General features: G+C 66.0%; 17 protein-coding genes. 11 read left to right on the top strand and 6 right to left on the bottom strand.

Translation table 11 applies throughout. The annotated features are described in order from the left end of the window. Positions 1–124: 124 nt before the first annotated feature. The 4 genes from ACIBG0_RS01925 to gluA form a co-directional block, all read right to left on the bottom strand. A complete protein-coding gene (locus ACIBG0_RS01925) occupies positions 125–1,018 on the bottom strand; it encodes an amino acid ABC transporter permease (RefSeq protein WP_397028348.1) in 894 nt (297 codons plus the stop codon). Further along, positions 1,015–1,689 (bottom strand): amino acid ABC transporter permease, encoded by a 675-nt coding sequence (locus ACIBG0_RS01930; protein ID WP_062985899.1) that lies wholly within the window; start codon positions 1,687–1,689, stop codon positions 1,015–1,017. Before ACIBG0_RS01930 ends, ACIBG0_RS01925 begins: the two co-directional genes overlap by 4 nt. A gap of 121 nt (positions 1,690–1,810) precedes the next feature. After that, a complete protein-coding gene (locus tag ACIBG0_RS01935) occupies positions 1,811–2,644 on the bottom strand; it encodes a glutamate ABC transporter substrate-binding protein (protein ID WP_397028351.1) in 834 nt (277 codons plus the stop codon). Between the two features lie 64 nt (positions 2,645–2,708). Continuing rightward, entirely contained in the window at positions 2,709–3,437 is a 729-nt protein-coding gene (gluA, locus tag ACIBG0_RS01940) for a glutamate ABC transporter ATP-binding protein GluA (RefSeq protein ID WP_364352041.1), read from the bottom strand. 263 nt (positions 3,438–3,700) lie between these two features. Here gluA and miaB point away from each other — a divergent pair, with 263 nt between their 5' ends. Beyond that, entirely contained in the window at positions 3,701–5,257 is a 1,557-nt protein-coding gene (gene miaB / locus ACIBG0_RS01945) for a tRNA (N6-isopentenyl adenosine(37)-C2)-methylthiotransferase MiaB (protein WP_397028353.1), read from the top strand. Positions 5,258–5,532: 275 nt separating this feature from the next. Then, complete coding sequence (locus ACIBG0_RS01950; protein WP_397028355.1) at positions 5,533–6,156, top strand: hypothetical protein; 624 nt, start codon at positions 5,533–5,535, stop codon at positions 6,154–6,156. 237 nt (positions 6,157–6,393) lie between these two features. Here the strand turns inward: ACIBG0_RS01950 and ACIBG0_RS01955 are convergent, their stop codons facing one another. Beyond that, entirely contained in the window at positions 6,394–6,861 is a 468-nt protein-coding gene (locus ACIBG0_RS01955; RefSeq protein ID WP_397028357.1) for a MarR family winged helix-turn-helix transcriptional regulator, read from the bottom strand. 108 nt (positions 6,862–6,969) lie between these two features. On the opposite strand from ACIBG0_RS01955, the gene ACIBG0_RS01960 reads away from it, so the two are divergent. From ACIBG0_RS01960 to ACIBG0_RS01970, 3 genes are read left to right on the top strand one after another with little or no spacing between them, the layout of a single operon-like run. Then, entirely contained in the window at positions 6,970–7,455 is a 486-nt protein-coding gene (locus ACIBG0_RS01960) for an SPW repeat protein (protein ID WP_397028358.1), read from the top strand. 25 nt (positions 7,456–7,480) lie between these two features. Beyond that, complete coding sequence (locus tag ACIBG0_RS01965) at positions 7,481–7,834, top strand: hypothetical protein (protein ID WP_397028359.1); 354 nt, start codon at positions 7,481–7,483, stop codon at positions 7,832–7,834. Next, positions 7,831–8,931 carry an enolase C-terminal domain-like protein gene (locus tag ACIBG0_RS01970; protein WP_397028361.1) on the top strand — a complete coding sequence of 367 codons (1,101 nt, stop codon included), beginning with the start codon at positions 7,831–7,833 and terminating at the stop codon, positions 8,929–8,931. Before ACIBG0_RS01965 ends, ACIBG0_RS01970 begins: the two co-directional genes overlap by 4 nt. A gap of 70 nt (positions 8,932–9,001) precedes the next feature. Here the strand turns inward: ACIBG0_RS01970 and ACIBG0_RS01975 are convergent, their stop codons facing one another. Further along, positions 9,002–10,432 (bottom strand): DUF349 domain-containing protein, encoded by a 1,431-nt coding sequence (locus tag ACIBG0_RS01975; protein WP_397028363.1) that lies wholly within the window; start codon positions 10,430–10,432, stop codon positions 9,002–9,004. Between the two features lie 219 nt (positions 10,433–10,651). Here ACIBG0_RS01975 and ACIBG0_RS01980 point away from each other — a divergent pair, with 219 nt between their 5' ends. From ACIBG0_RS01980 to ACIBG0_RS02005, 6 genes are all read left to right on the top strand, one after another. Continuing rightward, entirely contained in the window at positions 10,652–11,482 is an 831-nt protein-coding gene (locus ACIBG0_RS01980) for a class III extradiol dioxygenase subunit B-like domain-containing protein (RefSeq protein WP_397028365.1), read from the top strand. After that, entirely contained in the window at positions 11,476–12,393 is a 918-nt protein-coding gene (gene miaA, locus ACIBG0_RS01985) for a tRNA (adenosine(37)-N6)-dimethylallyltransferase MiaA (RefSeq protein WP_397028367.1), read from the top strand. The genes ACIBG0_RS01980 and miaA overlap by 7 nt, the downstream gene beginning before the upstream one ends. Further along, positions 12,390–13,235, top strand: coding sequence for a TrmH family RNA methyltransferase (locus ACIBG0_RS01990; RefSeq protein WP_397028369.1), 846 nt, complete (start codon positions 12,390–12,392; stop codon positions 13,233–13,235). The genes miaA and ACIBG0_RS01990 overlap by 4 nt, the downstream gene beginning before the upstream one ends. 27 nt (positions 13,236–13,262) lie before the next feature. Next, the gene (gene dapF / locus ACIBG0_RS01995) at positions 13,263–14,150 is read left to right on the top strand and encodes a diaminopimelate epimerase (protein ID WP_397030154.1); all 888 of its coding nucleotides are present in this window, start codon (positions 13,263–13,265) and stop codon (positions 14,148–14,150) included. A gap of 215 nt (positions 14,151–14,365) precedes the next feature. Next, on the top strand, positions 14,366–15,829 hold the full coding sequence (gene hflX, locus ACIBG0_RS02000; protein WP_397030156.1) for a GTPase HflX: 1,464 nt from the start codon (positions 14,366–14,368) through the stop codon (positions 15,827–15,829). A 286-nt stretch (positions 15,830–16,115) separates the two neighbouring features. Then, complete coding sequence (locus ACIBG0_RS02005) at positions 16,116–17,015, top strand: lysophospholipid acyltransferase family protein (RefSeq protein WP_397028371.1); 900 nt, start codon at positions 16,116–16,118, stop codon at positions 17,013–17,015. Positions 17,016–17,297: the final 282 nt, after the last annotated feature.

Below are 17,297 nucleotides of genomic sequence, written 5' to 3' on the forward strand. Positions count from 1 at the left end.
ATTGTGGTCGTGACAAGCAGCAACGAAAACCGAGTCGGCCAGAAAATGGGGTCCGAGCGTGCACTTTCCGCGGAATCTGGCAATGGCCGGATTCGAGAAGTGCAGCGCTCGGACTCGGCCGGACTCAGGACTTCTGCGTGATATCCATCCCTGGAGTCGCATCGGTCAGAATCGAGTCGGCCGCCACGACAGCCGCACCCTTGGTCCGCTTGCGCGAGCGCAACCGCTGCTCCAGCTTATTGGCCACGAAAGTCAACGTGCTGTTCAGCAGAATCATCACCACGGCGACGACCATCAGTGCGGGCACCGTATTGCGTTCGGCCGCACCGAGTTGCGAGCCCTGACGCACGATCTCGAGGTAGGTGATCTGGTAACCGAGCGCCGAATCCTTCAGCGCCACAACCATTTGCGAGATCAATGCGGGCAGCATCGCGGTAATCGCCTGCGGCAGCAGGATCAACCGCATCAGCTGTCCCTTGCGTAGACCCAGCGCCACCGCGGCCTCGGTCTGTCCCTTCGGCAGCGATTTGATGCCCGCGCGCACGATTTCGGCAATGACCGAACCGTTGTAGACGGTCAACGCGATCACCACGGCCCATAGCGCGAGCTGATCGACCTTGAACACCTTGTAGTCGGAGAAGACGTAGAACAGGAAGATCATCAGGATCAGCACCGGAATGGCCCGGGCCACCTCGACGATCGCGCCGGCCACCCAGCGCACCACCCGATGATCCGACAGCCGCAGGATGCCGAAGACCATGCCGATCACGAGCGCGAAGACGATGGACATCAGCGCCGCGACGAGGGTGCCGCGCAGACCGGGCAGCAGATAGGTCTTCCAGACGTCTGCCTCGATGAACGGCTTCCACTTCTCGGCGGTGAATTGTCCCTTATCGGCGAATCCGCGATAGAACACCCAGCCGAGTGCCAGCACCGCGATAATCGCAATGACGGAATAGATTTGGTTTCGAATGCGCGCGCGGGGCCCCGGCGCATCGAAAAGAACCGAAGCACTCACCGAGCCACCTCGAATCGCTTGGCCAGCCAGCCGAACAGCAGGCCGGTCGGCAGGGTCAGGATCACGAAGCCGAGTGCGAATATGAAGCCGATGGTGATCAGCGCGGCCTCGTTCTCGTTCATCTTGGCCATCAGGGTCGCGGCCTCGGCGACACCGATCGCCGAGGCGATCGTGGAGTTCTTGGTAAGCGCGATCAGCACGCTGCCCAGCGGGGCGATAACCGAACGGAATGCCTGCGGCAATACCACGATTCGTAGGTTCTGGGTGAAGGTGAAGCCCAGTGAGCGGCCCGCCTCGGACTGGCCCATCGGCACGGTGTTGATACCGGAACGCAACGACTCGCACACGAATGCCGCCGTGTAGATGCTGAGTCCGAGTACTGCGTAGCGGAAGTTGTTCTGCGCCAGTGAGTTCGGACCCTCCGGTGCGAGCTTCCAGCCCATGGTGGAGTAGAGGCCGAGCGAGCAGAACACGATGATGAGCGTCAGTGGGGTATTGCGGAAGATGGTGACGTAGGCGGCGCCGAGAAAACGGGCGACCGGCACGGGGGACACGCGCATCGCGGCGACGAATGTGCCCAGGATCAGGGCCAGGACCGCCGACGACGCGGTCAGTTTGATGGTCACCCAGAAGGCGCCGAGGACGTCATACCTCGAGATCAGGTCGAACACGGTGGTCGCGTCCCTCCGATCGGATTGTGCGGCGGCCGGAGATCATCCTTCCGCGCGCGATGTACGGGTTGCTCGTAGCCAAGTGATCGGGTGGCCCGTGCGGACCACCCGATCGCGAATCTCAGTACCGGTTCACCGTCGGCGGTGTGGGCGCCTGGTAGCCGGAGGCGCCGACCGTGGAGTCGAAGGCCTTCTTCCAGGACCCATCGGCGATCATCGCCTCGATCGCGTCATTGACCTTGTCGCGCAGCTCTTTATCGCCCTTCTTCAGGCCGATGCCGTAGTTCTCCGTGGTGAACGGCTTGCCGACCACCTTGAACGTGCCCGTGCTCTGCGCGGCGTAACCGGCCAGGATGATGTCGTCGGTGGTCACCGCGTCGTACGAACCGGCCTGCAGGCCCTCGAGGCACAGCGAGTAGGTGTCGTTGGTCTGCAGCTGCGTGGCGGGGTAGTTCTTCTCGATGTTCTGGGCCGGGGTGGAGCCCTTGACCGAGCAGACCTTCTTACCCTTCAGATCATCGGGCCCGTTGATGCCGTTGTTGTCGGCCTTCACCAAAAGCGACTGGCCCGCAACGTAATACGGTCCGGCGAAATCGACCTTCTGCTTACGCGCGTCGTTGATCGAGTAGGTGGCGACGATGTAGTCGACCTGACCGTTCTCGATCAGGGTCTCGCGCTGACCGGACGGGGACTCCTTGAACGTGATGTTCTCCGGCTTCACACCGAGCTTGCCCGCGACGTACTTGGCGACCTCCACGTCGAAGCCGCTGTAGGAGCCGTCCTTATTGCGCAGGCCCAGGCCCGGCTGGTCGAATTTGATTCCGACGGTGAGCTTTCCGTCCTTGGCGTTGTCGAGTGCGGACTTGTCGCTACCACCGCCACAGGCGGCGGTTGTTGCGGCCAGCGTCAGGGCGAGCGCCCCGATGCCGAGTCGAAGCGAACGGTTGATCCTCATCGTGTTCCTTCTCCCTCTGGTGATTTCGGTGGCCGAGGTCTTACGGCTGCGGTGATTACTCGGTTCAGTGGCTCAGAATCTTGCCGAGGAAATCCTTGGCACGGTCGGACTTCGGCGCGGTGAAGAACACCTCGGGTGTGTCGTCCTCGACGATCGACCCGTCCGCCATGAACAGCACCCGATTACCCGCCTTGCGCGCGAAGCCCATCTCGTGGGTGACGACCAGCATCGTCATCCCCTCCTTGGCCAACGACACCATGACGTCGAGCACCTCGTTGACCATCTCCGGGTCCAGCGCCGAAGTCGGCTCGTCGAATAGCATCACCTTCGGGCTCATCGCCAGCGCGCGGGCGATCGCGACGCGCTGCTGCTGGCCGCCGGACAGTTGCGCCGGATACTTATCGGCCTGATTGGCGATCCCGACGCGCTCGAGCAACTCCATCGCGCGCTTGCGGGCGTTCTCCTTTTTCACCTTGCGAACCTTCAGCGGCGCGAGCATCACGTTCTCGACGATCGTCTTGTGCGCGAAGAGGTTGAATGATTGGAACACCATGCCGACATCGGCGCGCAGTGCGGCAAGCGCGCGGCCCTCGGCGGGCAGTGGCACCCCGTCGATGGCGATATCGCCGGAGTCGATCGGCTCGAGTCGGTTGATGGTGCGGCACAGCGTCGACTTCCCGGACCCCGAGGGGCCCAGCACGATAACAACCTGCCCCTTGGGGACTTCGAGGTTGATATCGCGCAGTACATGCAGGTCACCGAAGTGCTTTTGCACATCGCGCATCGAAATCATCGGCGCGCTTGTGGCGGTACTGCCCTCATCAGAACTAGCTGCCCCGGTTTTGGCCAACCCGATTGTGTCGGGTGCGGTGGCGTCGTCGGTCATGGTCCAAGACCTTAAGCGGAAAACGGCGATTTGCCCGGGTTTCGGCGACACACCGTGACGCCGCGCCGATACGACACAGCGCCGTAACTCTTCCGATGCCCCCGGCCTGGGCCCGGAGCCTGCGCCGATGCGCTGAAAACCCGCATTGCCCACCCCCGTACCCTGGACGGGTGGACTCGATCGGACAGGCAGTGCTGTCTCCCGCCCCTGCGGCCGCGGACGGTGCACGCAGTTACGAGGTCCGCACCTTCGGTTGCCAGATGAACGTGCACGATTCCGAACGCTTGTCGGGCCTGCTCGAGGATGCGGGTTATGTGAAGGTTGCGCCCGGCGCGACGGCCGACCTCGTCGTCTTCAATACCTGCGCGGTGCGCGAGAACGCCGACAACAAGCTCTACGGCACCCTCGGCCACCTCGCCCCGATCAAGGCCGACCGGCCGGGCATGCAGATCGCCGTCGGCGGTTGTCTGGCGCAGAAGGACCGCGATACCGTCGTGCGCAAGGCGCCCTGGGTGGATGTGGTGTTCGGCACACACAACATCGGATCGCTGCCGGTGCTGCTCGAGCGCGCGCGACACAATGCCGAGGCACAGGTGGAGATTCTGGAATCGCTAGAGGCGTTTCCGTCGAGTCTGCCCGCCAAGCGTGAATCCGCTTATGCCGGTTGGGTTTCGATCTCGGTCGGCTGCAATAACACCTGCACGTTCTGCATCGTGCCGTCGCTGCGCGGCAAAGAGGTCGATCGCCGTCCGGGTGACGTGCTCGCCGAGGTGCAGGCGCTGGTCGATCAGGGCGTGCTGGAAGTCACGCTGCTCGGGCAGAACGTGAACTCCTACGGTGCGTCCTTCGCCGATCCCGACGAGGCACGCGATCGAGGTGCCTTCGCGAAACTGCTGCGCGCGGCCGGTCGCATCGATGGGCTGGAGCGGGTGCGCTTCACCTCGCCACATCCGGCCGAATTCACCGACGACGTGATCGAGGCGATGGCCGAGACGTCGAATATCTGCCCGCAACTGCATATGCCGCTGCAGTCCGGTTCGGATCGGGTGCTGAAGGCGATGCGCCGGTCCTACCGCAAGGCGCGCTACCTCGGCATCATCGAGAAGGTGCGGGCCGCGATGCCGCACGCCGCGATCACCACCGACATCATTGTCGGCTTCCCTGGCGAGACCGAGGAAGACTTCCAGGAGACCCTGGATGTGGTCCGGCAGGCGCGGTTCACCAGCGCCTACACCTTCCAGTACTCCAAGCGGCCCGGCACGCCCGCCGCGGAGATGCCCGATCAGTTGCCGAAGGCGGTAGTGCAGGAGCGCTACGAACGGCTGATCGCGCTGCAGGAGGAGATCTCCCTCGACGCGAACAAGGCCCTCATCGGCACCGAGGTCGAATTGCTGGTCGCCGAGGGTGCTGGCAAGAAGAACGCGGCGACCGCCCGGATGAGCGGCCGCGCCCGCGACGGCCGACTCGTGCACTTCCGTCCCGAGGGCGCTGCGGAAAAGATCCGCCCCGGCGACATCATCACCGTCGACATCACCGATGCGGCCCCGCACCATCTGATCGCTGATGCGACCATCAAAAGCCACCGCCGCACCCGTGCCGGGGACGCCCACGAACGTGGCATCACACCCAAAACCGACCCCATCGGGGTCGGCCTCGGCCTTCCGCGCATCGGCGCCCCCAGCACCGAGCCGGTCGCCTCTGGCTGCTCAACCGGCTGCGGCGCATGAACACTCGGCCGGGTGACGATGACCTGACGCGTGCTGGGGGAGCGGGTCTCCCACCCGGTGCGTCTGGAGCGTCGTCCGAGTCGGGTTCGATCGGTGCCGAAGCGGATCGTTCGGTGCGTGCTGCCGAGGGGGCGGATCTCGAGTCCGGTCGTGCGTCCGATGCGTCTGTCGGCAGTGCGCCTGAACCGGATTCGGGGGCAGGAGCCGCAAGTACTACCGAACGTAGTGGGGCGGTTGCGGGGAATGAGGGCGGTGATGGCACAGTGGATGCGGGTATGGCAGCCGGGCAGGGATCAGCCGAAGGAGACGAGGGCGCAGTGAACTCGGTCGAGAGCAGTAATGGCTTCGAGCAGTTCAAGGACGATCTCGATGCCGTCGAGCGGCGCATTGCGGGGGAGATCGATCCGGGGGTGCGCGCGATGGTGGTCGCCGGTGCCGTTTTCCTGCTGCTGTTTTCACTCGTACTGTCGCATGCGGGCGGCGCGCGCGGGTTCGATGTGTTGCTCGGTACCGATGCCGCACGTGCCGAGCACATCGGTCTGCCGTCGCGGATCTTCGTCTGGTTCGCCGTCGTCTTCGGCATCGGCTTCTCGCTGCTCGCGCTGATGACCCGTCGCTGGGTGCTCGCCTGGGTCGCGGTCGCCGGTTCCGCGATCGGCAGCGTGTTCGGCGTCTTCTCGATCTGGCACCGCCAGACCCCAGGCCTCGGTAACTACCACGGCGCAGGCCCCGGTGTCGGCCTCATCCTCGGCGTCATCGCCATCGTCGTGCTGACCTTCCACTGGATCCGCGTCGTCTGGAGCCGCACCGCGCTGCAACTCGCCGCGGAGGAACAGCGCCGCACCGCCGCAGCCGCCGCCGAGGAACGCGACCGCCGCCGCCTCACCGGCGACTCCTGACCCCGGGCCTACCCTGAGCCCGCACTTTCGCGACGACGTCACCGAAACCGAAGTGCGAATGGGCATTTGGCGATCGACCATTTTCCGCGGGTCTCTGATCGGTCACCGCGGCTGCGCGACAGCGTGAGCCGGATCCATGCTGCTGGAATTGGGAAGACACCCGCTGGGTGGCGGGCGGTACCGGTCGATCATGGGCGGACATGCCCCTGTTCGTTCGACCTCAACAGGGCGCCGAGACTACGACCGAACCGGACAGGCTTCATCCGAGGCTGGCATGGCGGTGGGGTCGACCAGCGCGTCGACGAGCGGAGCCAGTCGCCGAAGTTCTTCCAGATGGGTCGCGCTGAGTCGTGCGAGGAGTGTCCGACCCGCTTCGGTCAATGCGAGACGGACGACGCGGCGGTCCTTGCCCTCCTCCCGATTGCGCGCGACGAGGCCGAGTTGCTCGGTCCGATCGATGAGTTGCACCACACTGTGGTGCCGGGTGCACAAATACTCGGCGATTTCTCCGATGCTGGGGCCCGCTGGATGGGAATGGCCTCGAATTGCCAGTAGCAGTTGATGCTGGGTGGCAGTGAGTCCCACATCGGCTGCCCGCCGTTCGCTCCAATGCAGGAAGCGGCGGAGCCCGGCCCGGAACGCCAGCAGCCTCGAATACTCCTCGTCACTGAGGTGCTCAGCCGCCGACATGGACTCATATATCATGTCATGATATTATCACATAACGCAGCATAGGCCGGGCGGTCATGGCTGTGGGCCGTCTCCGCTCGACAGTCTCTATTCACGCACTGCGTCTGAAGGGTGGTGAAGGACATGACCAGTGAGGCCATGAGCATGAGCCAGCATCCCGACATCCTGGAGTTGCGGGCCAAGCATGAGAAATATGAGCTCGCCTCGGAGGCGCCGGCCGCCCAAGCGGTCGCCGGCCTGATGTTCCTGACCGGGCTCTATATCGCTATCTCGCCCTGGGTTGTCGGATTCAACGGGTTCACGACCTTGACCGGGAACAACCTCATCGTCGGGATCGCCCTGGCTATGCTGGCCGTCGGATTCGCTTCGGTGTACGGCCGGACCCACGGGATCGTCTGGGCCGCTCCACTGATCGGTGTATGGACGATCATCGCTCCCTGGGTGGTGAGCGGGAACGTCGATACCGCATCGACGATCTGGAGCAACGTCGTCGCCGGCGCGGTCGCGGTACTGCTCGGCCTGGGCTCGATGTTCCTCGGAATGAGCCGAATGAGCCGAACCGGCCGAATGCCAGGCCGGGCGCCTGGTACGGGCGCGGTTCAGAGCTAGGACCGCCCGGGTACTCCCAGAGGCAATGACAGCATTCGTCGTGTGGGGTACGGATATTCCGGGGGCCAGCCGAGCGAGGATGTTGCACGCGCCGACCGAGCATCGGATCCAGCCCGATCTCGTCGGCGCGCTCAACCGCTACGCAGACCAGCCCGGCCTCGCCGCCGCTGGACGGTTGGTGAGGCTGCGGCTGTCGGCCGCCCGTGACGGCGTACCCGCTCACCCCAGCGGAAATACTGCGCGGCCTGCCCCGGCACCGCGTGTGGCCATGGCGAAATACGCAAGCCGCCGCATCCGGATCCGCCACCTCGTCCCCGCCGCCCTACCACGACCCGCTGCCGAACTGGTCTCAGGCGCCACCGCCGGCGGTCTCGCATGATCGCCGGGGATGTGCGGATCGAGGAACCGGTGACGGTCACCGCGTACAAGTTCCCGACACCCGAGCCCGAGGCGGACGGCACTCTGACTTGGGACGCTACGACAGCCGTCGCGGTCGACCTGACCGCGAGCGGCGAACACGGGCTCGGCTGGACCTACAGCAGCCCCGCGGCCGCCGCGGTCATCACGCACGATCTGGCGCCGGTTCTGCGAGGACGCTCACCGTTGGACATTCCCGGCTGCCGCACGGCCCTGCAGCGCGCTTGCCGCAATATCGGCACAACGGCGGTGGTCGCTCATGCGTTGAGCGCGGTCGACATCGCGCTGTGGGATCTCGAGGCCAGACTGCTGCGAGTGCCGCTGTCGGAACTCTTCGGTTCCGCGCGGCCGGCCACCCCGGTGTACGGGTCGGGCGGCTTCACCAGTCTCACGGACGGCGAACTCGCCGAGCAGATCGCGGATTGGCTCGCGGCGGGGTGTTCTCTCGTGAAGATCAAGATCGGTCAGGATCGGGGCTGCGCGACCGACCGCGATCTCGCACGTGTCGCGAAGGCCACCGACCTGCTGGGCGGGCGCGCTCGCCTGATGGTCGACGCCAATGGTGGGTATACGGTCGGGCAGGCGCGCAGTGTCGGCGCCGAGCTCGACCGGCTCGGTGTGATCTGGTTCGAGGAACCGGTCACCAGCGACGACCCAGCCGGGATGCGGCGAGTGCGCGACGCGGTGCGCTGCGATGTGGCCGCCGGTGAATACATCTACACCCGCTATGACGCCGCGCAGCTCATTGGTGCCGTGGATTGCCTGCAACTCGACGTGACCCGATGCGGCGGCTACAGCGGATTCTTCGAATGCGCCGCCCTCGCCGCCGCCCATGGCTTGGACGTCTCGGCACACTGTGCACCGGCGCTGCACGCACCGATCACCGCAGCGGTGCCCAACCTGCGACACCTGGAATGGTTCATCGACCACGCCCGCCTGGAACCCATCCTGGTCGACGGCGGACCTGGGGTCGCCGACGGTGTCCTGCCACCGCCCAGCGGGCGGACTGGCCACGGCATGTCCCTAGCCGAAACGGCTGATCCCTACCGGATTTCATGACGAAAACCTTGTGCGACGACGAATCGCTCGCGCCGATGCCGTTCGCATCAGCGCGCCTGGCGCTACCGGCTCAGCGGTTGCTGACCGCACCTTCCGCGGCCTCGGCCCACTCGCGCCACTGTTTGGCCTGCTCGAGCGCCTTCTCCGCATCGCGCTTATTGCCTGCGGCGGTTGCTTTGGCGGCTTGCTCCTCGAATTGAGCGACGCGTTCACGGAATTGGGCGGCGCGGGCCATGGCCTCTGGATCGGTGCGGCGCCATTGAGCGTCGACCGCGTCACGAACGCGCTTTTCGATGGTGCGGAGTTTGCCTTCGAGTTCCTGGATGCGTTCGCGCGGGACCTTGCCGATCGTGTCCCATTTGTCCTGGAGTTCGCGCAGCGCGGCGCGGGCGGCGTCCAGACCGGTGGCCGGATCGATGTGCTCGTAGGCACGCAGCAGTTCTTCCTTGGCGGCCGCGTTGTGCTCGAATTCGGCGTCGCGCTCGGAGACGGCGGCATTGCGTGCGGCGAAGAAGACATCCTGGGCGCTCTTGAAACGCCGCCACAGGGCCTCGTCCGCCTCGCGTGGCGCCCGCCCCGCCGCCTTCCATTCGGCGAGCAGATCGCGGAACACACCGGCCGTGCCGACCCAGTCGGTGGAGCCGGACAATTCCTCGGCGCGCACGCAGAGTTCTTCCTTGCGCGACTTGGCGGCCGCGCGCTCGCGATCGAGTTCGGCGAAATGTGCGCCGCGGCGACGGTTGAACGCCTCGCGTGCCTTGGAGTAGCGCTTCCACAGTGCGTCGTCGACCTTGCGGTCCACCCCGCGGATGGACTTCCATTCGTCCAGAATTTGGCGCAGCCGATCGCCAGCGGCCTTCCACTGCGTGGATTCGGTGGCGATCTTCTCCGCCTCGGCACACAGCGCTTCCTTGCGCTCGGTGTGCTCGTGCCTGGCCTTTTCCTTCTCCTCCTTGGCGTGCGCGGCCGCCTCTTCGGAGTGTTCGGCGATGGCCTGTAGTCGCCGCGCCAGTCCCTCGACATCGCCGATGACCGCCGCAGTGGGCAGCGATTCGGCAATGGCGACCGCGGCCGCTTTGGTCTTGCGGGCATCCGCCCCGGCGGCCAGACGCGCCTCGAGCAGTGCCACCTCGGTGGCCAGATCGTCGAACCGACGGCCGAAATGCGCCAAGCCCTCGGCGGCGTCACCGGCCTGCCAGGAGCCGACGATGCGCTCGCCCTCGGCGGTCTTCACCCACGCGGTGCCGTCGTCATCGACGCGACCCCACGCACTCGGATCGCTGACGGTCGGGACGACGACGGGATGCGGATGCTGCTGTGCGGCCGGACCCGGCGCCGGTTTGACCGCATGTGGCTTGGGATGGGCCGCCGACCCGCCCGGTTTGGGGGTCGCGGCTGGTTTCGGGGCGGCGGATGGTTTAGGCACGGCGGCCTTCGGGGAATCCGAGGGGCGCGGCGCGCTGCCGGGGGTCGCTTTCGCCGTTCCGTTGCTCTCGCTCATTGCTCCTCGTCCCTGCCGCGCGTCACGGCTGCCTGGTTACGCCCTAGCTCACTCCATTGAACCCGGTCCGAGCCCTGTAAACCATCGATCAATGCCCTCCGACTGATGATTCCCAGGGAAATCAACCCGTGATGACCTGGGTTGTAGCACCTCGAACACTATCAATCTCGGCCGAGTTTGCGGCAGAGACACTCGAACCCCGACGTTGCGGACGCCGCGGTGGTGCTGTCGATCGCGCATTCGGCGAACGACTACGGTTACGGCGTGTTCTCCATTGCGGCTCTGGTCCCGTCGCCGCCGATACTGGTGCCCGAGCTCTGCGGCACCCTCGCGCACGCGGCCGGGTCGGATTCCGATGACGCGAGTGCGATGTTGCGGGCGGCCGCGCTCACCGCTGTCGGCGCGTTGGCTGCGACGACTCGGCACTGGACCGTCGTCGGTGTGGGCTCGGCAGCGCAGGTCCTCGGACCGGATGCGGCCGGCACCTTCCGCGGTTTCGGCGCGGACGTGCAGGTCGGGCTTTCGGCGGACGCACTGTCGCGATCGCGGCACACCCCCGCCGCGGCGGATCCGCGGCAGCCGCTGCCCGTCCTGATCGCCGGGTGGTTGCGTGGTCAGGTCGCACCGGATGCGGTGGCCGCGACAACCCTCGTCGCCGCCGACACCCCCGCTGATGAGTGCGCCAAGATCGGCGCGCAGTTGCGCACCGCCCTGGACGATTCGCCCGAGCAGGCCGGCGTGCTCGTCGTCGCGGACGGCGCGGCGACGCTGACACTGAAGGCTCCGGGATACCTCGACGAGCGCGCCGCCGACGTACAGCGCGAATTGGACCGGGCACTGGCCGAAGGCGATACTGCGGGACTGCTCGCCCTGGATCCGGGCTTGTGCGCCGAACTGGTGCTGTCCGGTCGCGCGGCCTTTCAAGTGCTTGCCGGACTGTTCGCCGCCGATCCGGTCGCACCATCTGTCGAAACCCTATACCGCGACGCCCCTTTCGGCGTCGGATATCAGGTGAGCGTCTGGCGCGCATCGGGAGGTGATCGGTGCTGACACCGATCGCCGTCGTCGGTCCCACCGCCACCGGCAAATCCGATCTCGCTCTCGACCTTGCCGAGCGACTCGGCGGCGAAATCGTGAATATCGACGCGATGCAGCTCTATCGCGGTATGGATGTCGGCACCGCGAAACTCCGGCCGGCCGAACGCCGGGATATCCCGCACCACCAGCTCGATGTCCTCGCGGTGACCGAAACCGCTACCGTTGCCGCGTATCAGGCCGCGGCCAGCGTGGATGTGCGCGAGATCATGGCGCGTGGCCGCACGCCGATCATCGTCGGCGGTTCGATGATGTATGTCCAAGCGCTACTCGATGATTGGGAATTTCCGGCCACCGATCCGACGGTGCGCGCGCGCTGGGAGGCATTGCTTGCCGAGCGCGGTGTGGGTGCGGTGCACGAGGCATTGAAAGCGGCCGATCCGGCTGCCGCGGCGACCATCCTGGCAACCGATGGCCGTCGCATGGTGCGCGCGCTCGAGGTCGTCGAACTCACCGGCCGCCCGTTCGCGGCCTCGGCACCCGTTATCGGAAAACCGCGCTGGAACACCGTGATCATCGGTGTGGACCGCGATACCGCCGAACTCGATGAGCGCATCGAACGCCGCACCGCGCTGATGTTCGAGGGCGGTTTGGTCGACGAGGTGCGCGGACTGATCGATATGGGTCTGCGCGAGGGTGTTACGGCGCGCCGGGCGATCGGCTACGCACAAGTCCTGTCCTATCTGGACAACGAATACGACCTGAACCACGCGCAGGAACGCACCCTGATCGGCACCCGACGCTATGTCCGCCGGCAGCGCTCGTGGTTCCGCCGCGATCCCAGGGTGCGGTGGGTGGACGGCGCCGATCCCGATCTGGTCGCGACCGCGTTGTCCCTGCTCGAGAAGGAACGGATCCCGCAGTGACACGTCGTGTGAGTACCCGCAATGCCTCGGTCCAGGTGTGGCAGGCGTACCTGAACAACCGGACAAAGCGCCACCGCGATGGCCGCTTCCTCGTGCAGGGCGTGCGCCCGATCACCCAGGCGATCGCCAACGACTGGCCGTTGGAGACGATGCTCTATCGTCTCGGCGCGCCGGAGCTGTCGGGTTGGGCCCGCGAACTGCTGGCGACCAGCGGCGTGCCCCAGGTCGGTCTGGTGCCGGAGCTGATGGCCGAACTCGGCGAAAAGTCCAGCGCCATACCGGAATTGGTGGCCGTCGCGATTTCCAGACAACCCGAACTCGACACCTTCGAACCCGGCGAACCCGGTGATGGCGCACCCCCTGTCGTGGTGGTTTTCGATCGGCCCAACTCGCCGGGCAATCTCGGTACGCTCATCCGTTCCGCCGACGCGTTCGGTGCCAGTGGAATCATCGTGACCGGTCACGGTGCCGACCAATACGACCCGCAGGCGGTGCGCGCATCCACGGGTTCGCTGTTCGCCATGCCGGTCTTCCGTGCGGCCGGGCCCGCGCAGGTGCTCGAATTCCGTGACCGGCAGATCCAGCGCGGCATCTCGACCCGCATTGTCGGCACCGATGAGAACGGCGCGGACGCGGTCTTCGACTACGACTTCGCCGAGGCGACGATTCTCGTCGTCGGTAATGAGACCAGCGGCATGAGCGCGGCCTGGCAGGCGGCCTGTGACGATATGGTCTATATCCCGATGGGTGGAACCGCCAGCTCGCTCGGTGCGCCCTCGGCCGCCGCGGTCGCGTTGTACGAAATTTCGCGGCAGCGCCGTACGTTGGTTCGAGGACGATAAGCAGGGAGAATGCGCGACGTGTCGGATATCGAATTCACCAAGGGCCACGGCACCGAGAACGATTTCGTGGTGCTGTCCGATCCTGAGGTTCGGCTGGAACTGACGCCGGACCGGGTCGCCGCGCTGTGTGATCGTCGCCGCGGACTCGGCGCGGACGGCGTGCTGCGGGTGGCGCGCGCGGGTGCGCTGCGGGACGCGGGTGTGCTCACCGAGATTCCCCAGGACATCGCCGAAACCGACTGGTTCATGGACTACCGCAATGCCGACGGCTCGATCGCCGAGATGTGCGGCAACGGGGTGCGGGTTTTCGCGCACTACCTGGCGGCGAAGGGGCTCGAATCGAGAACGGAGTACGTCGTCGGCAGTCGCGCAGGGGCGCGTCCGGTCACGGTGCATTCCGGAGGCCCCGCCAATGGCGAGGTCACCGTGGGGATGGGCATTGTTCGGGAGCTCGGTTCCTCGACCGCGACCATCGGTGGCTGGGCGCTACCCGGCATCGGCATCGATGTCGGTAATCCCCACCTGGCCTGCGTCGATGCCAGTATGTCGGCAGACGCGCTCGCCAAACTCGATCTCAGCGTCGCACCCGGTTTCGACCCGGACCTGTTCCCACAGGGCGTGAATGTCGAGATTCTGACCGGACTGGAAGAGGGCGCGGTCGATATGCGCGTCTACGAACGCGGCGTCGGCGAAACCCGTTCCTGCGGAACCGGAACCGTCGCCGCTGCGGCGGCCGCCTTGGCCGCAGATGGTTTCCACATCGCCACCGATACCGGCGAGGTTCGTGTGCGTGTGCTCGGGGGTGAGGTCAGCGTCCGCCTCGCCGAGGGTGTGGCCTGGTTGCGCGGGCCGTCGGTGCTCGTCGCGACCGGGCGGATCGCCGAAGACTGGTGGTTGTCGCTTTCAGGGAGCTGAGAGCCGTCGTCGGCGCGACGACATGATGACCCGGCTCGGCCGTGTCCAGGAATAACCGAATGCGCATCGGTCGGCACTCGTGGCAGCATGGATGGTGTATGACGAAATCGAAGACTTATGAATTCACTCCGGCCGCCGACGACAACGACCCCGTCGAGGCCGTCGAGGACACGACGGAAGACACCGGCGATGTAGTCGCCGAGCACGCCGCGCGGATGCGGCGGTCCGGGTGGACCGCCGACCCGACAGTCGGCGAGATGCAGCTGGTCGAGCGTTCCTCGCTGCGGCGTGTCGCGGGTCTATCCACCGAGCTCACCGATATCACCGAGGTCGAGTACCGGCAGCTGCGACTGGAGCGGGTCGTGCTGGTCGGGGTCTGGACCACTGGCACCGCAACACAGGCCGAGGCGAGCATGGCCGAACTGGCCGCACTCGCCGAAACCGCGGGTTCTGAGGTGCTCGAGGGCCTGATCCAGCGTCGTGACAAGCCGGATCCGGCCACCTATATCGGTTCCGGCAAGGCCGACGAGCTGCGCGCCGTGGTACTGGAAACCGGCGCCGATACCGTGATCTGCGACGGTGAACTGACCCCGGCGCAGCTGACCGCGCTGGAGAAGGTCGTCAAGGTCAAGGTGATCGACCGAACCGCACTGATCCTGGATATCTTCGCCCAGCACGCCACCTCCAGCGAGGGTAAGGCTCAGGTATCGCTGGCCCAGATGGAATATATGCTGCCGCGACTGCGCGGTTGGGGTGAGTCCATGTCGCGGCAGGCCGGTGGTCGCGCGGGCGGCAACGGCGGCGGTGTGGGTTTGCGTGGTCCCGGTGAGACCAAGATCGAAACCGACCGTCGTCGCATTCGCGAGCGAATGGCCAAGTTGCGCCGTGAGATTCGCGAAATGAAGACCGCACGCGATACCAAACGGGCGCGTCGCACCTCCAGCGGTATCCCGTCGGTCGCCATCGTCGGATACACCAATGCGGGCAAATCCAGCCTGATGAACGCGCTGACCGGTGCGGGTCTGCTGGTCCAGGACGCACTGTTCGCGACCCTCGATCCGACCACCCGCCGCGCTGAACTGGACGATGGCCGCGAGGTCGTCTTCACCGACACCGTCGGATTCGTGCGGCATTTGCCGACCCAGTTGGTCGAAGCCTTCCGGTCCACCCTGGAGGAGGTGACCGGCGCGGACCTGTTGCTGCACGTCGTCGACGGTTCGGACGCGCTGCCCGCCGAGCAGATCAAGGCGGTCCGCGAGGTGATCACCGATGTGATCAAGCAATCGGGGGCATCGGCGCCGCCGGAGCTGTTGGTGGTCAACAAGATCGATGCGGTCGACCCGGTCGAGCTCACTCGACTGCGTGGGATGCTGCCCGACGCCTCCTATGTCTCGGCGCACAGCGGCACCGGCATCACCGAACTGCGCGAGCGTCTCGCCGAGGTGCTCGGCGGTCTCGATGTCGAAATCAGTGTGCTGCTGCCCTACACCCGTGGCGATCTGCTCGCCCGCATCCATGCGGACGGTCGCATTACCAGCTCCGAGCACGAAGAGGGCGGCACTCGGGTGCATGCCCGCGTCCCGCACGCGCTGGCGGCGGCGCTGTCGCAGTACGCGCATGCCGGCGGATCGTCCGAGACTAGCGGCACCGGTTCGCCCGAGGCCGATGGGTCCGCATAATGGGCTGAGGTTACGCGCGGCCGTCGAGTCGTTATCGACGGTCGCTTCGAGCGAACGAGGGCGTCCGCCGCCGCACCCGATGCCGTTGATCGGGGTGTGCGCCGATGTGTCCTCGACTCGTGGGCCGTAAGAACCGGCGGGCAATCGCTGGTCGCGGTTACCGCGCGCCGGAGGCGGTCCGATGCATTCGCGAACCGGGCGGTCGGTAGCCGACACTCGGCACATCCGGTGCGGCACAGGCGAATTCGTTGCGCTATCGTCATCGAATCGACATCAGGAGGGTTAAATGTCGCATGACCACTCCGGTGCGGCCGATTCGGGTGATCGGCAGTCCGGTGATTCGTCCCTTGCCGCCCCCGTGCTGAGTGACGGCGCGCCACTGTCGGTTTCGCTCACGGATACCGATATTCGGGTGCTCGACACCCTGCTCGCGCCGTTGCGTGCGTGGACGAGTCCCCGGTTCTACGGTCTGGAGAACATTCCGGCGCAGGGGCCGGTGCTGCTTGTCGGCAACCATAATCTGATGGGCGGTATCGACGCTCCACTGTTGCTGCCCGAGGTGCTGCGCAGGCGTGGGCGACTGATCCGCGGCCTGGCCGAGAATGTGCTCATCAATGTGCCCGGCATCCGTCAGCTGCTGCACCACTTCGGCACGGTACGCGGCAACCGTCGCAACTGCTTGGCGCTGTTGGCCCGCGGCGAGGCCGTCATCGTATTTCCGGGTGGCGGTCGAGAAGCGGTGCGCCGCAAGAACGAGAAGTACGTCCTCAAGTGGGAGGGACGCTCCGGCTTCGCGCATATGGCGATCGAGGCGGGTGCGCCGATCGTGCCGGTGGCGATGATCGGCGTCGATGACGCCTACGACATCGTTTTCGACGGCGACCATCCGGTTATGCGTCCGCTGCGCTGGGCCGTCGAGGCGCTGGGCTTGAACCGGGACCTGACCCCGCCACTGATTCGCGGCGTCGGCCCGACCGGCATCCCGCGCCCCGAGCGCTTCTATTTCTCCGCCGGTGCGCCCATCGACCCGACGCCGTGGCGCGATGCGACCGATAAGCACGCCGCCGCAGTGGAATTGCGTGACGTAGTGCGCAAGGAGCTGGAGGAGGAACTGAAGTTCCTGTTCAGCGAGCGCGATCGTGATCCCGGTCGCACCCTGTTCGGTCGACTGCGCAGTCTGTTCTGAGTCCGCTCTCTTTCATTTGCCAGTAACTCTCCATAGCTTGGCCGAATGGCTGGCACGGCACCTCCGTACCGCAACTGCCCATCGCCGTGCCCGGCCTCGAGGAAACGGTGGCCGCCGACAGCGGTTGCGCGCAGATTTCCCGCCTGAACCAACTCGGCATCCCTGCCGCCTACGATTTCCAACCCACCGGCACCACTCCTAGGGCTACTGGGAGGACGCGCTGAAGGCCCCTCCTGGCCCGTCCTCGCGCAGGGACTCGACATGCCCGCCCGACTGGACGCA

The sequence above is a fragment of the Nocardia sp. NPDC050630 genome (assembly GCF_044457245.1).
Classification (GTDB): Bacteria; Actinomycetota; Actinomycetes; order Mycobacteriales; family Mycobacteriaceae; genus Nocardia.